We start from the raw sequence: 21095 nt of genomic DNA on the forward strand, positions 1-21095 counted from the left end.
TGTGAAATCGGACAATGGCCGCCTCAGGGCGGCCTTGTCCGTTATGCACCGTGTCAAAAACCACGCCACAGACAAAACCTTCTGCGACCCTCTCAACATACGCCGCGCAAATGCTGCGTTGGCTGTGCGCGCCGATCTGGTTGCTGGCGCTTGCGACCGAGGCCAAGTCGTTCAAAGACAATCCCATCATTGGCAGTGCATTCCTCAATAAGAAGGGGCTGCACGTCGCCCGCGTGAAGCTGGCCCATCGCCTGGCGGCGTTTCGCCGTGGGCGCCTGGCGTCCAGGATAAGCAACCAAGATCGCGCGGATTTTGATCGCGACGGGTTTATCCTCAAGCAGGATTTTTTAGCCCCAACTGTATTCGAAGCTGTTGCTCAGGAGCTCTTCAACCTAAATGGCGACAGCAGGGAGATGATGCAGGGTGACACGATCACTCGTCGCGTCTCTCTGGACGCGGACACGCTTAGGCGCATGCCGGCAACCCGATCGGTCCTTGGAGGCGAACAGTGGCTGGGGTTGCTCAGCTATGCCAGTTCGTTCCAGTGCCATCCTATGAACTACTTGCAGACCATTCTGACCCGAGTGCGCAAGACCTCTTGCGATCCTCAGGTGCAGCTGCATTCGGACACGTTTCATCCAACAGTGAAGGCGTGGTTGTTTCTGACCGATGTGGAGCAGGGCGATGGCGCGTTCGTCTATGTGCCAGGGTCACACCGTATCAATCGCCGGCGTCTGGCCTGGTTGCGCCGGGAATCCACGCACGCGAAATCACTCGACCGCCTAAGTGCCCGCGGTTCGCTTCGGGTCTCACCAAAGGAAGTACGGCGGATGGGCTATGCGGAGCCGCGCACATTTTCGGTCAAGCGAAACACGCTGGTGGTCGCCGATACCTCGGGCTTCCACGCCCGTGGCCCAAGCGAGCATCCCGCTACACGAATCGAAATCTGGGGCTACGGCCGTCGAAATCCCTTTTTGCCTTGGACAGGGTGGGATATCCAGGGAATGCCAGGCTTGAAGGGTAGAGTCGTGCCCCTGTATTGGCGCGTTCGGGACTTGGGAGAAGCCCTTGGTCTACGGCGCAACCCGTGGCGGCGTGTCCGGAAGAATAAGGCAGAACCATGAATAGCACTAAAAGCATGCTGCCCGGTTTGCCGCGCTGCGTGCTCATTACCGGCGCGACGGGCGGCATCGGCGGCGCGCTGGCGCTGGAGTATGCGGCAGCAGGGACAAAGACATTGATTCTGCAGGGCCGCAACTCGGCGCGTCTTCATGAGTTGGACCAGGCATGCAGGGCGTTCGGCGCGCGGGTCGTTACACAAGAACTTGATGTTCGCGAGCATGACGCGCTCGTCGGCTGGTTGACTGCCGTGAGCGATCTGGAAATGCCAGAACTCGTTATCGCCAATGCGGGTGTCAACATCAACACTGGGCCGCAGCATCAGGGCGAAGATTGGCAAGACGTGCAACGGCTGCTCGACGTCAACATCAAGGCCGTCTTTGCGACGGTGGAAGGAGTATTGCCAGGGATGCGCAAGCGCGGGTATGGGCAGATCGCGTTGATCAGTTCGTTGGCCGCGTGGCGTGGACTACCTGAAACCCCGAGCTACAGCGCCAGCAAGGCGGCTGTGAAGGTTTACGGCGAGGCCATGCGCGATGCCATGGCTGACCAGGGAATCAAATTCAACGTGGTGATGCCGGGTTACGTCGAGTCGCAAATGTGTGCGGCTATGCCTGGCCCCAAACCCTTTCTGTGGAAGTCCGAAAAAGCCGCACGTGTTATCCGCCGCGGCCTGGCGGCCAATCGGGCGCGCATCAGCTTCCCGTTCCCGCTGAATCTGGGGTGCTTCCTATTGTCTGTGATTCATCCCGCAGTGTCGGGGTGGATCTTGAAGAGGCTGGGCTACGGTGATTGAGGCGTTTTGGATTCCGCTGCTGCCTCCGTATTTGATTGGCCTCGTGCTGTCTCTGGGTATCGAGGCGTTACTGACGCCTCGGCCAACGCCGCCGTGGCGACGTCCTGCGGCTGCGTTTGCCGTGCAAGTGGGGGTGTGGACGCTGGCGTTCGCCTTGGAGTTGGCATTGTTTCGCCGGCCATATTTCGGCGGGCTGAATGTGCTGGCCCTTCAGCTTTTACTCGTGTTGGTCAATAACGCGAAATTCCACGCGCTGCGGGAGCCATTCGTCTATCCAGATTTTGAGTACTTTCTGGACGCGATCAGGCATCCGAGGTTGTACCTGCCGTTTTTTGGTGTCGGTCGTGCGGTTGCCGCTGGGGGCGGGTATGGTGTGGCGCTTGTAGCTGGGCTATTGCTAGAGGATTCTGTGACCGCGGGCGCGGGGGTTTGGCTGGTTTCATTCGCAGAACTGCCGCAGGAACATATGTTTGACCCGACGGCGCCGTCTGCGCTTTTCTTTGGTCACACATTCGGGTTGGCGGCGGCCGGTCTGGCAATGGCGATCTTGGCTGGTCGACGCATTCGCGTCGCCTTTGATGCGGGCGCTGATCTGCGCCGTCTGGGAATGGTCGCGTTTCTATGGGCCTATGGCCGAAGCGAGAAGCAGGCGCCGAAACTCCAGGATGGTACAGCGCCATTCTCCAGGGCCAAACGCCCCGAAGCGTTGCCAGACGTGTTGCCCAATATGGTTGTTGTCCAGAGCGAATCGTTCTTTGATGCAAGAAGGGCCTATCCGGAGCTACTGCAGCAAGATGTACTGGCGAATTTTGACGCTCTGAAGGCCGAGGCGGTCGAGCATGGACGTTTGAAGGTGGTGGCGTGGGGCGCCAACACGGTGCGAACGGAGTTCGCATTTCTCTCGGGAATGGGCGCCGAAGCCTTGGGCATCCATAAATTCAACCCCTACCGCAGGTTGGCGGTTGAAGGCGTCGCGACCATTGCTTCTTATCTCCGTTCCTTGGGCTACCGCACAATTTGCGTGCATCCCTATCATCGGACGTTCTATCGGCGCGACAAAGTCCTTCCGCACTTGGGCTTTGACGAATTCATCGGTATCGAGGCGTTCGATGGCGCACTGCGCAATGGCTCGTACGTGAGTGACATCGCCTTGGGTGAAAAGGTGATTCAGCTGATAGGCCAAGCTGCGACCACGGCGCCTCTGTATGTGCATGTGATCACGATGGAGAATCACGGACCTCTGCATTGGGAGGCTGTCGCTGATCAGGACGCCTTAGCGGTCTTGAGGGCGCCAATGCCGGAGGGATGTGAGGATTTGGTTGCGTACGCCAGGCATCTGCGCAATGCGGACGCCATGTTCGGGGCGTTGAGGCAGGCGCTGACCGGGGCAGAGCGCCCAGCATTCCTGTGCATATTCGGTGATCACGTACCGATCATGCCAAGCGTTTACCGGCGACTAGGCGAACTAGATGGCAAAACAGACTATCTGGTGTGGCACTCCGATAGCCATCGCGCCACATCTTCGAAGGACAAAGCAGTGGAAACGCTGGCCGCTACGTTTCTGAAGTCCGCTGGTCTGCAAATGTACTGATAGTGCCTCGACATGTCTGCCACTAATGTGGAGACACTATTGGCACCCCTGTGACATATTGAACGTACATTTCACAACTATAGATACATAAAGAAATAAAATGCAGGATTTTATCAACTTCCCGGTTCGTTATGTAGCAGGTTTCCATTGATTTGCAAGTACAATCTCGGCGCTTGGCCGATAAGTCGACAGAAATGAGCGAAAAGCGGCAAAACAAGCATAATTTGTGCATTGTTTTGTCTGAATTGAAAATATTAGATGACAAATTTACAAAAAATGAAGTCGAAACGCTTGATCATCTGGCTTGTCGGCATACCGATGATCCTGGCCTTGGTGTACTACAGCATATTTGCGCTAGATAGATACGTTAGTACGGCACAAGTAGCAGTTCGTCAGGTAGGCAATAACGAGACTCCGCAAATGCCCGGGCTCGCGGTCATGTTGAGCGGACTTAATCCGACTTCTCGGGAAGAGACCTTATATCTCCGCGAGTTTTTGACTTCCCAGGATATGCTGAATGTGTTGCAGCAGAAATTGGATTGGTCCACGCACTACGCGGGCAGGTGGCAGGATCCGTTCTACTGGCTGTCCAACAATGCCCAGCGCGAAGATCTGCTTGAGTACTACAGACGCATCGTTTCCGCGCATTTCGACGAGCAGACAGGCCTCTTGAGCGTGAGCGTTCAGGCGTTCGATCCCCGGTTCGCCGAAGAAGTGCTGAAAATCATGCTGGGCGAGAGCGAGCGCTTCGTTAACGAGTTGTCGCACCGTATGGCGCGCGAACAGATGGCATTTGCGCAAAGCGAGCTTGCCAAAGCGCGGACGGTCTATGAAGACCGTCGCGAAGACATGTTGAAATTCCAAAGCACGAATAATCTTCTCGACGCCGAAGCGACCGCGAAAGCCCGTGCCGAGATTATTGCGGAGCTGGAAGCCAATCTAACCAAAGAGCGGACTACGCTTAAGGGACTGTCCAGCACATTGAATGCTGATACTCCGCAAATTCGCCAACAACGTAATCGGATTAACGCGCTTGAACAACAACTGGCTTCTGAGATTCAACGGCTGGTATCCCAAAAGGGCGGGGATAAGTTGAACGTTGTGGCTTCCCGATATCGGAATTTGACGATCGATGCCGCAATTGCCGAGGAAGCATATAAGTTTGCCGTAAGTTCCGTGGAGTCGGCTCGGATCGAAGCGAGCAAAAAGCTGCGCAGTCTGGTGACGGTGGTGTCTCCAAATCTCCCGGACAGAGCAGTATATCCAGAAAGAATTTACAACCTCATTACCTTGCTTCTAGCTTTGGTGCTGCTATACGGCATTGTCCGGTTCGTGATAGCCACAGTCGAAGACCATCGCGACTAAATTTTCGGTTATGAAAATGATAATTAACAATACTCGCAGCATTCTTCGCACGACAATTCTGAGCTTGCCCTTGGTATTGAGTGGCTGCGGAAGTTTGCTGTCCTCAGCGGGGCCGTCACGATTCTCAGTAATGAACGACGACCACTCGCAAAACTATACGGTTGTCGATCTCACTGCAGACACGATTGCGCCGTATATGCGGTTGCCAGAACCGGAGCTTAGTACAGCGGTTGCATTGCCCACCGTACCTGAGATCCGTCTGGTCGCGGGCGATGTACTCCGAGTCATGATAGCGGACTCCTCGGCAGAAGGAGCCGTGTTTGCCCCGTTGGCTGTGGGGGGAACTGTCTTTGACAGTCTGCGGATCGATAGTAAGGGAACTATCTCGCTACCCTATGTGGGACGCGAGCAGGTGGCAGGCAAGACGCCCAATGAAGTTGAGGCGTTGATCCGTAAAAAGCTCAAGGGCGTCACGAGCGATCCCCAGGTGCAGGTTGCACTGACTGGCGACCTTTCGGGGTCTGTCTTGGTTGTTGGTGCTGTGAAGACGCCTGGTCGATTCTCTGCATTGCAAGGCCCCTTGACGTTGCTTGATGCAATCAACCGGGCAGGCGGTCCGCTTTTGGAGCCGCACTTGATTCGTGTGGTGGTGCGCACGGGAGAAAAGTCCTACCAGTTCAATTACGAGGATCTGTTGTCGGGCAAAAACCAGATTTTGCCCCCAGGTGCTGAAGTCGTTCTCGAGCGTGCGCGTAAACGCTTTGTAGCGATGGGAGCAGTCGGAGATCCGGGGCTGCACGATCTTCCCTCGAACAACCCCAGTCTTCTAGAGGTTCTCGGCACAGTCAAAGGGCTGAACGAGGTCAAGGCTGACGCTGCGGGGGTGTTTGTGTTCCGGTTGGTCGATGTCAAAGACCCGGATACCGGAAAGGTGCAGCCCAAGGCGGAGGTATTCAGGTTGAATTTGAAGGAGCCGGCAGCCATGTTCCTAGCTCGCCAATTCCTTGTGCAGCCTGAAGATGCCGTCTATGTTACTAATGCTGCCGTGTATGAATGGCAAAAGATTATTTCTCCGATCGTCCAGGTGCTCGTATTGGGCCGGACTGTCGAAACACTGTGACGTCGAATAGTGAAGAAGCGATCTGCTCTCCGAATTAATCAGGCCGTCTTGTTCGCATTGATCTTACGAGAAATGCGGACAAGGCTAGGTGACCGCAGAATGGGCGTGTTTTGGGTCCTGTTTGAACCTGCGGCCCAAGTGGCATTGATGATATATATCTTTAGCGCATTCCGTGGGGGGACGCTGTTAGGGATGGATTATCCTATCTACCTCCTGATGGGCATGATCCCATTCTTTCTTATTCGAAATATCGCGCTTGGTGTCATGGAGTCGGTGGGCGCCAATCAAGGGCTTTTTGCTTATCCAAATATCAAGCCGTTTGACACGTTTGTGGCTAGACTGATCGTTGAGTGCGCAATATCCAGCTGCGTGTTTATTTTGATGTTGGCGGTGCTTGGATGGTTTTTTGGATATCACGTGCAAATTGCCAAGCCTATGCAATGGTTCGCTTGGTTGGTTGTTGGGGTAATTCTCGCCTTTGCTCTTGGTATTGTGCTTTGTGTAGTCGTGAAGCACTTTCCGAATTCAAAGATATTCATCAGAATGTCGTTCATGGTGGTTTATATATTGAGCGGAATTCTATATCCCATCTGGGTGTTGCCGCCTGATATATTCAAGCTCTTAAAATTTAATCCTTTCTTCCACATCGTTGATGGGTTGCGGGAAGCTGGAATTTCGCACTATCCAATAACGGCGGGAATTAGCTTTCAGTATCCTCTATCGATTTCTCTCATCTTGCTGTTTTTGGCCTTGGCCCTGTACAGAAGCCAACGCCGCGAATTGATTTCAATATGATAGAAATAAGGAACATAACCAAGTCGTTTGTCAGCCCGAAGAGTGGGCGCCGTTTCATATTCCGCGACTTCTCTTGTGTGATTCCCTCCGGCCGGAATGTCGCCCTTATCGGTCGCAATGGGGCAGGCAAGTCGACGCTGATGCGAATGCTCTGTGGACAAGACGCACCAGATAGCGGAAAGATAATCTCTGAAAAGACAATTTCCTGGCCTGTCGGGTTGTCTGGCGGGTTCCAGGGGTCGCTGACTGGACGCGAGAACGTCAAGTTTGTGTGTCGAGTCCAGGGAGCCAGTCCAGAGCGGATGAGAGACATGGTTCGCGAGGTCGAGGCGTTCTCTGATATCGGCGACTATTTTGATATGCCCGTGAAGACCTATTCGTCCGGAATGAGAGGACGTGTTGCGTTCGGCTTAAGTCTCGTCTTTGACTTTGACTATTACCTTGTGGATGAAGCCATTTCGGTCGGTGATGCGCACTTCAGGGACAAAGCAGCGAAAGCGCTCAGAGACAGAGTCGGGGTTTCCAATCTAATTCTGGTGACCCATGGAATGGGGCAAGTGCGAACCATGTGTGACTACGTCATTTATTTGAAGGATGGACAAGCTATCCCATATGAGGACGTTGAAGAGGGTATAGCTGCGTATCAACGCGGGTAGGCACAGGATCTCTGGCGCTGAGATGAAGCGTCGAGGCGGTTTTCAATAGTTCGTCAGACGTATATCTGCCGAATTTTGCGTGATGGAATATAAAATGAACGTTCTGTTTTTCCTTGAGCCTGCAATTGAAATGAATAATCCTTTATTCAGATTTGCGACTCTTAGGAATTCAATTGTCCCTCAGGTGAAATCACTACATGCCGCTGGCGACAATGTCGTTGTACTGACGAGCGACTGCGTCGCAGAGAAATCAATTGAAGATGGGCTGAATCGGTCTATTCCTGCGCTTGCTGTTATTGATTGCCTCAACTGGACGGGTGGGGAGAACAGCTTAGCTCGCTCCCTGCGGCATCAGCGCCGAGAGTTCAGGGATGGCGAAGTAGACCGCTTGACCCGAATTATCAGGGCAGCACTGCCTGATGGCTTTGAGCCGGATGTCGTGGTGGTGTGGGAGAGCCCCACGCCTTATCTGGAATCGGTATTTCCGAACGCCAGCGTGCTCTACCAGATGCCCGGATTCTTTTCACGGCCTCCATTCGCGTCGCTGGTGTCCATGGGTACAGGGATGATGGTGCCTGATGCGCCAACTCTCGCAAGCAACGACGAATCCCTCCGAGCGGAGCTCGACGCTATGGAGGCGTTGCGTTGCAAGGAAAGCAGCTTTATCGCGGCAGTCTCGCCGGCCAGGAACCTGGTTAGATCGGCTCGTCGGAGATTTGGCCGCATCCTGCTGCTACCGTTGCAGATCGATGGCTATTTCATGATTGACGGCGTTCTTGGCGAGGGTAAGACGCAGTTTGATTTCGTCGTATCAGTCCTCGAGTCCATTCCTAAGGATTGCGGGCTACTGGTCACCAACTATCGCTCAAAAGACGCCATGAGTAGCGTCCTGAACGATGGCAATTTGAGACTGCTCAGGTCGCGGTACCCCAATTTCCTATATTTCAAGGAAATGGACTCGATGCCATGGGTGTCACAATTTCTGGTGCCCGAAGTCGATGGGGTTGTCACCGTCTCCTCCTCGGTGGGTTTTCAGGCGGCTTTCTGGAAGAAGCCGTTGTATTCCTTGGGCCAAAGCCATTTGACGCCTTTCAATACGGCGGGTTCTGTGGCTGAGCTTGATGCGCAGGCTCACACCAAAAGCGAGTTCGCGCGAGATGAGAGGATCGTCGGCTTGATAAAGCAGCAGCACCCGACGATGGAGTTTCTTGCAGGTCCAAATTACTCGGCTTGGCTCCGACATGTACATCAAGAAAAGACGTTCTTGCCGTGGACAGATATATTACTCGGCGACGAATTGACGGCCAAACGCCGCGAGAGCAACCTTCTGCGTGAACTCAAGTTCGCGCACAATATGCAGAAGGAATCATCGAATTTGCACTGCCAGGAACTGGCAGCGCAGATTCACCGATATGACACGGTTTCGTTCGACATATTCGACACGCTGCTCTATCGGCCATTCCGCCATCCGGCGGATCTGTTCGACTTCATGGCCGATGAGGTGGCGCGCATCACAGGAAGCACCGCCATTTCATTCCGGGAGGAGCGTCAGCATGCTGAGCGTGCGGCCTTCAAGCGCGCAGTGGAGGCGGGGCGCGGTGAAATCTCCATTAACGAGATTTATGCTGAACTGGGCGATCATCTTGGCCTGACTCCGGAGATCTCGGAAGCCATCAAGACGCTGGAGATGCAAATGGAGTTGGATTTCCTCTATCCCCGAATGTCAGGCTTTTTGGCTTACCAAGAAGCAAGAAGCTTGGGGAAGCGGATATTGTTGATTTCCGACATGTATCTGCCGCATGCCTTCCTTGAGGAAGTCTTGAAGAAAACCGGTTATGAAGGCTACGACAAGCTGTACGTCTCGTCTACGTATGGCGAAAAGAAGCACAGCGGTAGACTCTTTGACGTGGTGCTGAAAGACCTTGGTATCCAACCTGCAACACTACTGCATGTGGGGGACAACGTCGCGGCGGATGTGCAGAAGGCCAAGGATAGAGGAATCAAGCCGTTTCACTTGCCAAAGGCAAGCGAGATTTTCAGCACGAATGATGCTTTTTCGATTCCTTGGAGCCGAGATGCGGATCGTCATGACTTGAGCTGGTCCATGCTGCTCGCGGTTATTGGAAACGCATACAGCAACAATCCCTATCTTCCGCATAGGAAGGGGACGCTGTTCGGCGGTGATCCGATCAAACTTGGGTATTACGGTTTCGGCCCCTTGCTGCTCGGATACGTAAAATTCCTGGTCGAGTCTGCCATCAGGGATGGTGTGGAGCGTCTGTATTTTCTTGCCCGCGATGGCAAGATTATGAAGGAAGCATACGATATTATTAGCAAGGGTTATCCATCTGCTCCAAGTTCACAGTATCTGCTTTGCTCGAGACGGTCAGTGAATGTCGCGAAACTGAAGGAAGCGGCCGACGTGATGGATCTCTTAAACGTCGATTTCGCCCATCGTACGTCGCTTGGCCATTTGCTCACACATCGTTTCGGAATCAATTACGGTGAGATTGACGAGTCGATCTTTGAGGCCCATGGTCTCACTTGGGCCACTGCGCTGACGAAGAGTCATCTTCCTGTGTTGAGAAAGTTCTTTTTAGACGCGATGCCTATTATCCTGGCAGCGGCAAAGGATGAGCGCACCAATTATCTGCAGTATCTGGAGGAGTCCGGCATTTTTGCCGCGGGCCAGGTGGCTGTGGTCGATATTGGCTATGCCGGTACCATGCAGGAGTCACTTTACAAATTATCCGGCGAGAAAAAGAGTGTCGGCGGCTATTATTTGATAACCTTCCGCGCCGCGCAGAAGCGTTTGACTGGCAACGGACTGGCATCGAAGGGATACTTGGCGGACTTTGTCGATAGACACGACACGTATCATCCTTTCTGCAAACACGTCCCATTGTACGAGACTCTCTTTAGTTCGCCTGACACATCCTTTGTGCGAATGGCTAGGCATTGGAACGGAAGCCTTCAGCCGGTACACATGCCCCAAGGTCCCCAGGAACAGACGCGTGAGCGGGTTGTGCGCCACATTCACGAAGGAGCTTTGGAACTTGTGTCCAACGCCTCGAAGGCGTTCGGGAAGTGGTTCGTTTCAATGGATATTGAGCCGAACAAGACGCTGCGGGTGCTGGATCGTTTCTTTGAGAATCCGCATCCTCGAGATGCACGGATCTTATCCGGGGTAGTTTTTGAAGATGCCTACGGCGGAAAGGCGATGAAGACGATTTTGCCGACGCCGGACAAGCTACGGGATGAATGTGTCTGGGTCCGCGGTCGAGAAGCGATGGTGCGCGCAGAGACAGGGCCAGAAGAAAAAAAGTTACCTGCGAAAATTCAGTCTGCAGAACCGCCCCTCAATATTTCTGAGGTCGGACAGGGCCGCAGCGACAAGAAAATATCCGTGCTCGGTGGGGCTCCAGAAGTCGAAGCCCTGAGATTTGGGTTATCGGGCCGAGTCGTCCACTGGTATTTGATGAAAACGCTGGACGACCGGAAGAGGAGAAAGCTCTTGAGGGATCCGGGTTTGTTCTTCTATGATTCGAAGAACCCGTTCACCCGGAAAGTTATTGGCGGGATATATTTGAAAAGCATCCGAGATGTCGGATAGAAAAACAGCTTCATAAAAAATGCTGACACGGCCAGAACTTTATCGAAAGGATAGCGTCGGGCGTATCCTTATAGAGCATATAAATGCCATATCGCTGCAGAGAGCATTTAATGGTGTCGGGACTTCATCCGCAGTTAATGCCGCCATCAAGTGCCGAATTAATAAATGATCTCGTGATAAATCTTGTGGACTTGCGCCCAGAGTTGCGGAAAGATATAGGTGAGGACCCGCCGGAAGAACTGAAGAAGTTTATCGGTAGCATACGGAAGCACTATGAAAGTAGTCCGGCCGGCCGGGGAAAAACCGCGGATCCTATATATTCGGGTTGGTAGCTGTGTAGCTGCGTAAAATCAGGACCGGGATTTTTATTTTTGCTGATCTCGGCATGGAAACGGGCGGTGATAATTCACTGCCCGTTTCTATGTGGTTGGACTAGCTAGAGCTGTCTATGCGCTCAATGTCGAATATAATCGGAGCGCGTTCAGCAACATTGCTTGCTGTCTGTCAGTACGGTCCGAGTGAAGGGGGAGCATAGAAAGAAAAAGCAATACGGTCAGGGGCAATATTTCAACAGTGCGAAGATCGTTGTGCCAGGCTGTATCATTGAATTGTTGTTGAATAGATCGAATTCGTTCATCTAGAATAAAATCAATGCGCGAATTCTGGGTTTTTGGGGCAATTATTTGATATCGCCCTGCAATAATGTAGTCGTAGAGCCCAATTATGGAATGACTAAGCTTCGCGATATCGTATTTTTGATCACCAGAAAACATCGCGCTGCCGCCGTTGGATATTCCTCTTGGATCGATGACCTTTATTTGGGCTGCGCGAGAATCAAAGAGTACGTTGCTCAAACAAAAATCGCCATGCAGGACCGCGGGAATCGTCGGTAGATGAGTGGTTCGCTGGATGCAGTCGCTCGCAATGGCGTTGAGGGAGGGCAACTGCACCCCATCGTAAAAGACGGTGGCATCCAGATCAAGCCCCTGCTCGCGCGAAAACTGCTGTAACCGCTGATAGGTTTTTTCACCGTACAACGCAATGCTGTCATCTTGGATGCGTTGAAGATCGGAATCAGCAGGTTGGCACTTGCGGGCTACGGTAAGAAATTCTGACATCAGCGCAAAAATGCGCTTCCAAAAGAACACGGGGTTTCGTCCATGCACAAAGATCTCGTTCAAAGGTGTGCACGGAAGATATTCGAGTACGTAGTAAGGCTGCTTGGTCTGCTCGTCTTCGCCTGTTTGAATGAGTTGTGGAACATAACGGCGCAGAGGGGAGGGCAAATGAGTGAACCAAGCGCTTTCCGCAAGAATTTTCTCGCTATTTTCTCCGGATTTGTGAACGACTCCATCTGAAATTTTCAGCGAGTTGAAAACTCGCTGCGTCGTAATTTTGGAGCGTGATGCAAAATACGTGTTCACGTGCCCAAGGTCGTGCCAGCCGTCGATATGCATGCGAGACATGCCCTCTGAATCAGCATACTGTCTGACAGCTCGAACAAAATCGCCATTCGATAATGCCAGTGCTCGCGTGAATTTCCGTCGGTGCTCAAATGAGAAATAGCCGCACCAAACAAGTTCGCTGTCTGTGCCGGTCGACTCGGTTTCCCATACGTAATCATCTTGGCTTGCCGCGACTGCGATGATGTTGTCGCCTTTAGGCAAGTCTTCAATGTATGTGTCGCCATGCAGCATGCGCACGTTCGAATCGGGGTTCTCTATCACGTTCAAAACATAGAGAAGTGCCTCTGCTAGAGACAGACCATCGGGAACGGGTATATGTTCGACGCCCATGCTTTTGAGCAGCGTCTGTTCGTCAAACGAAAGCTCGTAACTCTCTGGGAGAGATACGATGATTCGTTCATGGAATACTTGCCGAAGCGCAGGTACTTGAAATTCTATGAGCTTCTTATTTCCCAGTGGGATCAGGCAAGGCGGGATTTTGCCGAACTCTGTGCGGAACTCCGGTACAACATATGCGGCCGAATTGATCAAGATCACTATTCTATTCCAGTCAGTTTTCGGACTTCGCCGTACGAAAGGCGGGCGAATTCATCTGGTCTGATTGCGCGGTCGTCGACGTAGAAGCCTTCTGTTCCGCACCACGGTTTGCCTGAATAGATTTCGTCATAAGGCACCCCATGGCGGTCTAGCCACTCGATTATTATCGGCAGGGTGTTGGCGTTGATTTTGCCCAAATTCCCGCCGTAAGTACGCATGTTCCGGCTTGTGCTGATTGCTATTTCAAAGCCCAGTTCCTTGTATTTACGCATTTGGATGACGACCTCGTCTATCGGGGTTGCGTTGCGGTAATCACCGTTAACGGTTCTGCAAATAGTGTCATCCAAATCCATAATGATCCGTTTCACTGTTCCGCTCCAGAGATGATTTGGATAGATGCTCCGGTTTTTGACAAAAGTTCCGAATACTCGTCCGGTGTTCCGCAGAAATCTATGTTTTTGATGTCTACAACCATGTAACGCACATCTCCGCCGTCTGCGATGAGATTGTTATAGAGTGGAGCAACGTAGAACTCCCCTCTTGTCCGCTCGTCGTTGGCGCGCGCCTTGGTGAATATTTTTTTAAATAGGTCGTACGATCGAAAATAGTACAGGCCATCGCTGCACAGATCCGATATGCGGTTTTTTTCCGTTGTTCTTACTACCGTTCCATCCTTGCCAGGCGCAACGAAAGACCAATTTTCGCCGTCCCCGTGAAAAACCTCTAAATAGCCGTCGCACGCCTCGGCGAATTCGGGTTTTTCAAACCCGTGTCGGAATGTGTCGATGTTGAAGATGTAAAGTGGCTCATCGCCTTTAATTTGCTCTAACGCTAGAAATGCGGTTTCCGCTTGCCCTCGCGTTTCTTCGCTCAGCGTGACTATCTCGTATTGGCGAATCCCTATACGTTCACATTCGGCACGCACGAACTTCGGTGTGTCGAAAATTTCCCGGACGACGAAGACAAACTTGTCCGTTGAAAAGTAGCGTTCGAACGATCGGACTGATAGCTCGAATACAGTGGCTTGACCAATTTTAAGTTGGTACTTGGGCACTGCGTATCCGGCCGAAAAAAATCGGCTGCTTAGTCCCGCCATTGTTACTAGAAACATATGAAAACCCTATATTTTTGTGGACGCATAATTACTATGCTTGGATGCGGGAGGCGATCATACGTGGCACGCTATTAGCGACGGCTAGGCGAATGCCATCTCTGGAATAAAAGCCACCATTAACTTGCGACCTTGCGATAACCACATTGCGGAAGTTTTTGTAAAGGTGCGGGTCAGGCTTTTTTCCTTCAGTCCAAAATAGATCAAGTCCCTTTTGGAAGGTCAAACCTGGCAGGTTGTACAGCGCTTCCCCCAGTGCAATAGTGGGCTTCCCGTGAATCAAGGCGGATCCTCCTACCGTACTGTTTATGGTTACAACTCCGGCGGTACCTGTCAGTAGGGCCGGCAGATTACCGCTTTCCAGGTAAAAAACGCGGTCGGCAACTCCCAGGTGATTGGACCATCGCTTCATCAGAGAACGATAGTCGACCAAGCCCGGGTCCAGAGGATGGATCTTCGCGGCGAAACGGCTGTTTTTCGGGGCAAACTGAGCAAAGGATACTAGCGCTTGTTGTAGGGCGACAGCCATGTTCTCAAAGGGCGAGTGATGGACAATTTGAGCATCGTTGGCCAATTGAAGGGGCATGAGGAAGTAGGGGTGTGAAGCTGCATCTGCAATCAATCTGCTTTCAGTACGTCTTGATGGCAGCGAATAACATTGAACGCGGATACCGCGGCGGATGTATCCCAGATACTCGGTTAACGGTGAATATGGGACATGGCTCTTAACGCCGCGGTGCAGCAGGGGGTTGATGCCAGCCCAAAAGTTGTATCCCACATCGTAGGCAGCGCGTTTCCAAAACGGCGCCTTGAACGACAGTCCATTGTCGAAGTGGGGAACGCCTTTGGCTTGTTCTCGGTACCAATCCGGATCTCGTGGGAAGACAGAGTGGCCGTTCACGCCGCCCTGTTCAAGTGTGACCCAAAATGGACGGAAGTATCCTTCTTCGAAGACGTGGACGCGGATGTTGTGCGCCTTCGCCAGTTCGATGGCTGGCCGATGAACTGGCCGACAATCTCCAAACAAGACGACATCTGTGGTCCCATGCGAACGGAACTGTTTTGCATAGAACTCCGGCAGTCGCTCCATCGGGCCGCGGTAAGCGGTGGCCTCGCCGCGTCCCCAATACACTCGATCCCCTACCGTGAAATTGACCTTGCGCACACCGTGCCCGAGCTCGCGTAATGCATCTGCCAGCCTCGGAAAGAACGGCGAGCACACTCCTTGCAAGAACAGAAAGCGTTGCGTTGGAGATGCGGTGCCAAGGGAGGGGTGCATGCCTGTCACGGGAGGATGATATCTCTTTGGTAAATGATGTCTGTATGGTTCAGCGAGTCACGAGGAAGCCGGCCTTCGCCCAAAGACGGAGCTTATGCAGTTGTCTCTGCAGATATGTCTTTCGCACAGAAGCCAGCCGATTCTCGGCAATCAGCCGTTCACGCGTGGAAATGATCTGCCGAATTGCCCCTTCAGCTGTTGTGAAGCCGTTTAAGGTCCAATCCCAATAGGTCGGGTAGTGCAGCATCGCGCCGGCAACCAGTTCGTCAAGCGTGAGTCGTCGGTCGCGCCTGGCGACAATTTGGCGATCTTCGGTTAATCCCCATCCGGCATAGAAAGGGCTTCCGTACGCCACGACATGCTTGCCGCGTAGCAACGCGTCGAATCCGCTCAAGGAGGTCATGGTATGGATTTCGTCCGCCGCGTCGATGCAGTTCACGATCGAGACGTCCGTTTCAATGGCGTCTGCATAGCGCATAGCATCAGTTCTGTGAACGCGTCCAGTCCGGTTGCGAACCATGACGTCCGGATGGGGCTTATAGACGACGAATGCATCGGGGCATGCTTGCCGTGCAGCCTTCAGCAATGAGAGGTTGTCGCGTATGCCTGTGCACCCAAACTTGATCGATGCGTCATCCTCAACTTGTCCGGGCACGAGCACTACGCGGCGTCCTGACCTTTGCCATGACGGCTGCGCGGTAGGCTCGATGTTGTACTTTGTCAGCGAGTTACTCACGATCAATTCACGGACGAACGTAGCCCGTTGGCGATCATCATCCGTGAATGCGTGGGTATTGAGTATTTGCTCAAGATCGCTCGGTTTCCGGGCGTCGAAGTACAGCCCTCGCTTGTCTATAACCAGGGAGTGGGGGGGGACAAAGTCGGATCCCAGTCCTACTGATCTGATGAAGCCATCTTCCATGCGCATGAGGGTGGCGCCGGATTTTTGCGCAAGCGACGCTACGGCTTCGTTGGGCGTTGCTCCCCAAACGACCAATCGGTCGTTGGGCAGCGGGGTCAGCTTTGCTGCTGCTTCGGCGTGGGGGACGAAAAGCACAGGCCGATTGGGATGCCCCAAAAAGGCTTTTACGTTCTCTGCCTTCCATCGCCGGTAGCCGATCGCGATCGTTCTGCCCGCACAGCGCTGATGCATTCGCCGCTGATGACTTAGCCAGTCGATTACGTCGAAAATTGTGCCGCGTTCGTGGGTTTCCGGATTCAGGTATCGCGTGTAATGAAGGTACGCTGCGGCAAAAAGCTCATCGACGGACCTGGCACGGGTACGTCGATGACATGTGATGCGGTCATCAGTGCACCCCCAACCGGCATACCACGGCATACCGAAGCAGGTGACGGGGATCCCGTGGAGCAGGGCCTCGAAGCCCATATGTGATGTGACCACGTACACGCGGTCCATATGTCGCAGGACGCTTGCCGGACTTGCATGCTGCCGAAGCAGGACTGTTCGTTCGTCCTCAAGGACGTCGGACAGATAGCCGCGCTTCACACCTCGGCTGACCTCCGGATGCGTCTTGATGTAGATCGTCGAGTCAGGATGCTCTCGACGTGCGGCAGCCAACATGGCGGTAAAAGAAGCGGCGCTGGCCAATCCATGTTCCACGCTCGCATCACCGGCGGTTTGATCGACAATCAGTATGCGTGGACCATCGCGTAGAAAGGAGCCGGGCTCCAGATCGGGGGCAAGGTTGTATTTGCTCAGGCCTTCCGACACGATACGTTGGCGAGCGCATGCATACGTGGCACCGACCCCCGTAAGTACGTTGGCCTGGGATGCTAGAAGTGTTTCGAGCGCGGAGGGTTGGGTGGCGGCGTAGTAAATGCCTTCCGGGTCGACCACGACAGAAAGGGCGGGATGATCCCGTCCGGTTCCGTACGATCGTAGAAATCCGTCCTCAAGCCCGATAAAGGGGAGGCCGTGCTTTGCGGCCAGAGCACGCGGCCCGCGTGTCGAAGGGCGGAAGCCCCAGCCTGCGAGCTTGAGCCCCGGCTGTTGAAGAGCCTCATTCGCCGAACGTAATGGGGCTACTGGCTCGCCCAACAAGGCGGCCAGCCCAGGGAGTTCAGCAATGGGGCGGGAGAAGGTTCCGATCGACACAGTGACTGGCGGCGCTGATTACTGATCGGATTCGGTCTGGTCGACGTCGAAAATCTGCAGCACACCGGTGACTTGCTGACTGTCATTCACAACGATCAGCTCCTTGATTTTCTCTTCATGCATCAATTCCTCTGCCACAACGAGGCGTTCCGACTGATTGATCGTCTTGGGCGTCTTCGTCATGATTACCGAAGCCGTCAGCGAAGCGCTGGCGCTTTCCTTCTCGAAGGCGCGGCGGATATCGCCGTCGGTGATGACGCCGCATAATTTGCCGCTATCCATAACGATGGCAAGCCCGAGACGCCCACGCGTAATGGTTTGAATGACTTCACGAAAACTGGCGTCGTGCGCGCAGAACGGCAGTGCTCGAGAGTGCATCACGTCGGAAATGCGCGTCAGCAACTTGCGCCCCAGACTGCCACCGGGGTGAAAGCGAGCAAAGTCCTCAGGCTGAAAGCCCCGAGCCGTGGAGAGCACAACAGCAAGGGCGTCACCCATCGCGATGGTCGCAGTAGTGGAACTAGTAGGCGCGAGGTTGTTGTTGCAAGCTTCGTGAGGCACCGAGATGTCGAGGGTGACGTCAGCGTTTCGCGCTAGCGTTGACTCCGTATTACCGGTCATCGCGATCACGAGATTCTTTTGATACTGCATGAATGGCAGCAGGCGAATAAGTTCTTCGGTTTCGCCGCTGTTGGAGATCATCAGCGCTACGTCGATTGGCCGGATCATTCCAAGGTCACCATGAAAGGCTTCGCCAGGGTGTACGGAAAATGACGGCGTGCCTGTGGATGCCAAGGTGGCAGCGATCTTCTTTCCCACGATGCCCGACTTCCCCATCCCGACGACCACCACGCGGCCCTGCATTGTGAGGATGCTGTCGATCGCCTTCTTGAAATCGCCATTAAGCCGATTGCTCATCTGTTGGAGCGCTTCAATCTCGGTGGCGATCACGCCTCGTGCGGTATCAAGATAATCCATAGTCCATTTATTCCATTCAGTATTCGGTATATCGGAGACTGCGCGGCCTATTGGCGCATTTTTGCCATGACTGCTTGGTATCCCGCAGCTTCGCGAAATACCGAACCATTGCCCTGAGCGTCCAGGATCCGGTCCGCGAGTTCACGGAAGGCGCCATGGCCGCCTGCCGCTTTCAGGGTTTCACTTGCTCGAGCTTGGATGTATGCCGGCGCGTCCGCTACGGCAAACGAGAGGCCGCAAGCGGCAAAGGCCGGCAGATCGATACTGTCGTCCCCGATGCAAACGGTCTGCGCCGCGGTCGTGCCGGCCTGTTCCATTAACTGCAGGCAAGCGGCGTGCTTGTCCTTGACACCAAAGGCGCTGAGAGTAATTCCAAGGTCCTGCACGCGTTTGGTCAGGGCGGCGGAGCTTCTGCCAGAGAGAACCGCCACGCGCACGCCGGATTCTTCCAGCAAACGCATGCCCAGGCCGTCACGGACATGGAAAGTCTTAAGCGCTTCACCCTTGCCGTCGTAATGCAGTTGACCGGTGGTGAGCACGCCATCCACGTCGGTAATGACCAGACGAACGTCAGCCAGCGAAGGTGCTGTCTCGACAGGCTTGCCGCTTATCAGAGCGCGAACTCGCTCCAGACATGCTGGCGTGTCCACGCCAGGCCCGGTCGGCTCGACGCGAAACGCGCGTATTCGCATGCCTGCGGCGAGCAGCCGCAGTTGTTCAAGTTTCTCGGCGCGCTCCATCATCGGCTGAGGCAGGGCGCCATACTGAGACACCACTTCGCGGCGGTAGGCGTAGACGCCAACATGTTTGAGGTAATCCGCACTTTCGTCTTCATCGCGCGGGTAGGGGATCGGCGCGCGGCTGAAATACAGCGCGTCGCCGTTGTCGGCCAAGACAGCCTTGACCGTATTGGGGTCTAGGGCCTCGCGGGCGTCGATGTCGTGGCAAAGCGTTCCAACATGGACCGAAGGGTCGGCGAGCATGCCCTGAATGAGCAGATCAATGTCAGCTGGGCGCACGAGCGGTTCGTCACCTTGCAGGTTTACATAGATGTCCGCATGTACCGACTGCATGACTTCGCCAAGCCGATCCGTTCCGGATAAGTGGCTGGGGGAAGTCATAATTACCGTTCCGCCGAAAGTGCGTACAGCGTTGGCCACGCGTTCGTCGTCCGTGGCCACTACGACGATATGTGCGGAAGCGACTTCACTGGCGCGTTCATGAACGTGCTGGACCATGGGCTTGCCAGCGATGTCGGCCAACGGCTTGCCCGGCAATCGGCTGGACGCGTAGCGTGATGGGATGACAATCGCGACGCGAGTGCCTTGGGTCGACATAACCATGCCGATCACGCAATGACAAGTGCAGGGAACGACTTCACCAAATCATCCACCGCCTTGATCTGAGTCAGGTAAGCCTCGAGGTGTTCCAAAGGCAGTGCACTCGGGCCATCACATTTCGCTTGGTCGGGGTTCGGATGTGCTTCGAGAAACAACCCGGCCAGATTCAACGCCATCGCAGAGCGGGCGAGCTCGGCGCTCTGGGCTCGACGGCCGCCCGAAGCCGCACCACCGGGATCCCGCTGCTGCAGGGCGTGGGTCACATCAAAAATGATGGGGAGATTGCCACTGGTCTGCTTCATGACGCCGAAGCCCAGCATGTCCACGACCAGGTTGTCATACCCGAAGCAGGAACCGCGGTCACAAAGAATGAGCTTGTCGTTGCCGGCTTCGCGGAATTTCTCCACGATATGGCTCATTTGTGACGGGCTCAGGAATTGGGGTTTCTTGATGTTGATGATCTTGCCGGTTTTGGCCAAGGCTACGACAAGGTCGGTCTGTCGTGCGAGGAACGCAGGCAGCTGCAGTACATCGGCAACTTCGGCAACCGCGGCGGCCTGCCAGGGCTCGTGTACGTCCGTGATCACGGGTACATCAAATTCAGCTTTTACCGCCTCGAAGATTCGCATGCCTTCTTCCAGGCCTGGTCCGCGATAGGAGTGAATCGATGAACGGTTGGCCTTGTCAAAGCTGGCCTTGAAGACATACGGAATTTTCAGCTTTTGCGTCACGCGCACATATTCAGCGCAGGCTCGCAGAGCGAGATCCTTGGATTCCAGGACGTTAATGCCGCCGAAGAGGACAAAAGGCGAATCGTTGCTGACCTGGATGTTGTCGCGAATAGTGATCACGTGCGCGCTCATTGGATACTCCGTAGTTATTCTGTTGATGCGGGCCCGCCTTGAAACTTGTTTCGATGTGGCATCAGCCCGCGTGGGCAGGTGTTAAGCCGATTCGCCCAGGATTTTCACCGTGGCTCGGATTTGCGCTTCTGTATGCATGCAGGAAATAAAAAACCGCAATCTGGCCGACTTCTCCGGCACCGCCGGATAAAGAATCGGCTGCACGTTGATTCCTTGTTTGAACAACGCTGCTGACAGGCGCGTCGCCTTCAACGAGCTTCCGGTAATTGCGGGCACGACTGCAAATCCAGTGCTCGTCCCGGTATCAATCCCCGCGGCCTTCGCCTGCTCCAGGAAGTACTTTCCCCGTG

16 protein-coding genes and 1 pseudogene are annotated in these 21095 nt (G+C 54.2%); 8 read left to right on the top strand and 9 right to left on the bottom strand.

Annotated elements, in window-relative coordinates; genetic code table 11:
• Positions 1–110: 110 nt before the first annotated feature.
• The 8 genes from ACO6D5_RS12125 to ACO6D5_RS12160 all read left to right on the top strand — a co-directional run bounded on the left by ACO6D5_RS12125 (position 111) and on the right by ACO6D5_RS12160 (position 11055).
• Complete coding sequence (locus tag ACO6D5_RS12125) at positions 111–1124, top strand: phytanoyl-CoA dioxygenase family protein (RefSeq protein ID WP_485825518.1); 1014 nt, start codon at positions 111–113, stop codon at positions 1122–1124.
• Positions 1121–1915 (top strand): SDR family NAD(P)-dependent oxidoreductase, encoded by a 795-nt coding sequence (locus ACO6D5_RS12130; RefSeq protein WP_485825519.1) that lies wholly within the window; start codon positions 1121–1123, stop codon positions 1913–1915. Before ACO6D5_RS12125 ends, ACO6D5_RS12130 begins: the two co-directional genes overlap by 4 nt.
• Entirely contained in the window at positions 1908–3506 is a 1599-nt protein-coding gene (locus ACO6D5_RS12135; RefSeq protein ID WP_485825520.1) for an LTA synthase family protein, read from the top strand. Before ACO6D5_RS12130 ends, ACO6D5_RS12135 begins: the two co-directional genes overlap by 8 nt.
• Before the next feature lie 258 nt (positions 3507–3764).
• Complete coding sequence (locus ACO6D5_RS12140) at positions 3765–4871, top strand: ABC transporter permease (RefSeq protein ID WP_315846985.1); 1107 nt, start codon at positions 3765–3767, stop codon at positions 4869–4871.
• 130 nt (positions 4872–5001) lie between these two features.
• Positions 5002–5991 (top strand): polysaccharide biosynthesis/export family protein, encoded by a 990-nt coding sequence (locus tag ACO6D5_RS12145; protein WP_315846986.1) that lies wholly within the window; start codon positions 5002–5004, stop codon positions 5989–5991.
• A gap of 48 nt (positions 5992–6039) precedes the next feature.
• Positions 6040–6786 carry an ABC transporter permease gene (locus ACO6D5_RS12150; protein WP_485825521.1) on the top strand — a complete coding sequence of 249 codons (747 nt, stop codon included), beginning with the start codon at positions 6040–6042 and terminating at the stop codon, positions 6784–6786.
• Complete coding sequence (locus tag ACO6D5_RS12155; RefSeq protein WP_485825522.1) at positions 6783–7442, top strand: ABC transporter ATP-binding protein; 660 nt, start codon at positions 6783–6785, stop codon at positions 7440–7442. Before ACO6D5_RS12150 ends, ACO6D5_RS12155 begins: the two co-directional genes overlap by 4 nt.
• Positions 7443–7536: 94 nt before the next feature.
• On the top strand, positions 7537–11055 hold the full coding sequence (locus tag ACO6D5_RS12160; protein ID WP_485825523.1) for an HAD family hydrolase: 3519 nt from the start codon (positions 7537–7539) through the stop codon (positions 11053–11055).
• 446 nt (positions 11056–11501) lie between these two features.
• Here ACO6D5_RS12160 and ACO6D5_RS12165 read toward each other — a convergent pair whose 3' ends face one another.
• The 9 genes and pseudogenes from ACO6D5_RS12165 to ACO6D5_RS12205 form a co-directional block, all read right to left on the bottom strand.
• Positions 11502–13058, bottom strand: a complete 1557-nt coding sequence (locus ACO6D5_RS12165) for an aminoglycoside phosphotransferase family protein (protein WP_485825524.1) — start codon at positions 13056–13058, stop codon at positions 11502–11504.
• Entirely contained in the window at positions 13058–13426 is a 369-nt protein-coding gene (locus tag ACO6D5_RS12170) for a capsular biosynthesis protein (RefSeq protein WP_315846888.1), read from the bottom strand. The genes ACO6D5_RS12165 and ACO6D5_RS12170 overlap by 1 nt, the downstream gene beginning before the upstream one ends.
• Complete coding sequence (locus tag ACO6D5_RS12175) at positions 13423–14112, bottom strand: glycosyltransferase family protein (RefSeq protein ID WP_485825525.1); 690 nt, start codon at positions 14110–14112, stop codon at positions 13423–13425. Before ACO6D5_RS12175 ends, ACO6D5_RS12170 begins: the two co-directional genes overlap by 4 nt.
• Positions 14113–14203: 91 nt before the next feature.
• On the bottom strand, positions 14204–15448 hold the full coding sequence (locus tag ACO6D5_RS12180) for a capsular polysaccharide export protein, LipB/KpsS family (RefSeq protein ID WP_315846890.1): 1245 nt from the start codon (positions 15446–15448) through the stop codon (positions 14204–14206).
• A gap of 49 nt (positions 15449–15497) precedes the next feature.
• Positions 15498–17564, bottom strand: a complete 2067-nt coding sequence (locus tag ACO6D5_RS12185) for a capsular polysaccharide biosynthesis protein (RefSeq protein WP_485825526.1) — start codon at positions 17562–17564, stop codon at positions 15498–15500.
• A gap of 18 nt (positions 17565–17582) precedes the next feature.
• The gene (locus tag ACO6D5_RS12190) at positions 17583–18542 is read right to left on the bottom strand and encodes a KpsF/GutQ family sugar-phosphate isomerase (protein WP_315846892.1); all 960 of its coding nucleotides are present in this window, start codon (positions 18540–18542) and stop codon (positions 17583–17585) included.
• Between the two features lie 47 nt (positions 18543–18589).
• Positions 18590–19879: a 3-deoxy-manno-octulosonate cytidylyltransferase gene (gene kdsB / locus ACO6D5_RS12195; RefSeq protein WP_485825527.1), complete on the bottom strand. Its 1290-nt coding sequence runs from the start codon at positions 19877–19879 to the stop codon at positions 18590–18592.
• Between the two features lie 11 nt (positions 19880–19890).
• Complete coding sequence (kdsA, locus tag ACO6D5_RS12200) at positions 19891–20745, bottom strand: 3-deoxy-8-phosphooctulonate synthase (protein ID WP_315846894.1); 855 nt, start codon at positions 20743–20745, stop codon at positions 19891–19893.
• Positions 20746–20826: 81 nt separating this feature from the next.
• Positions 20827–21095, bottom strand: a pseudogene (locus ACO6D5_RS12205) (aminotransferase class I/II-fold pyridoxal phosphate-dependent enzyme); the annotation flags it as partial.

The organism is Achromobacter sp. (assembly GCF_057314935.1).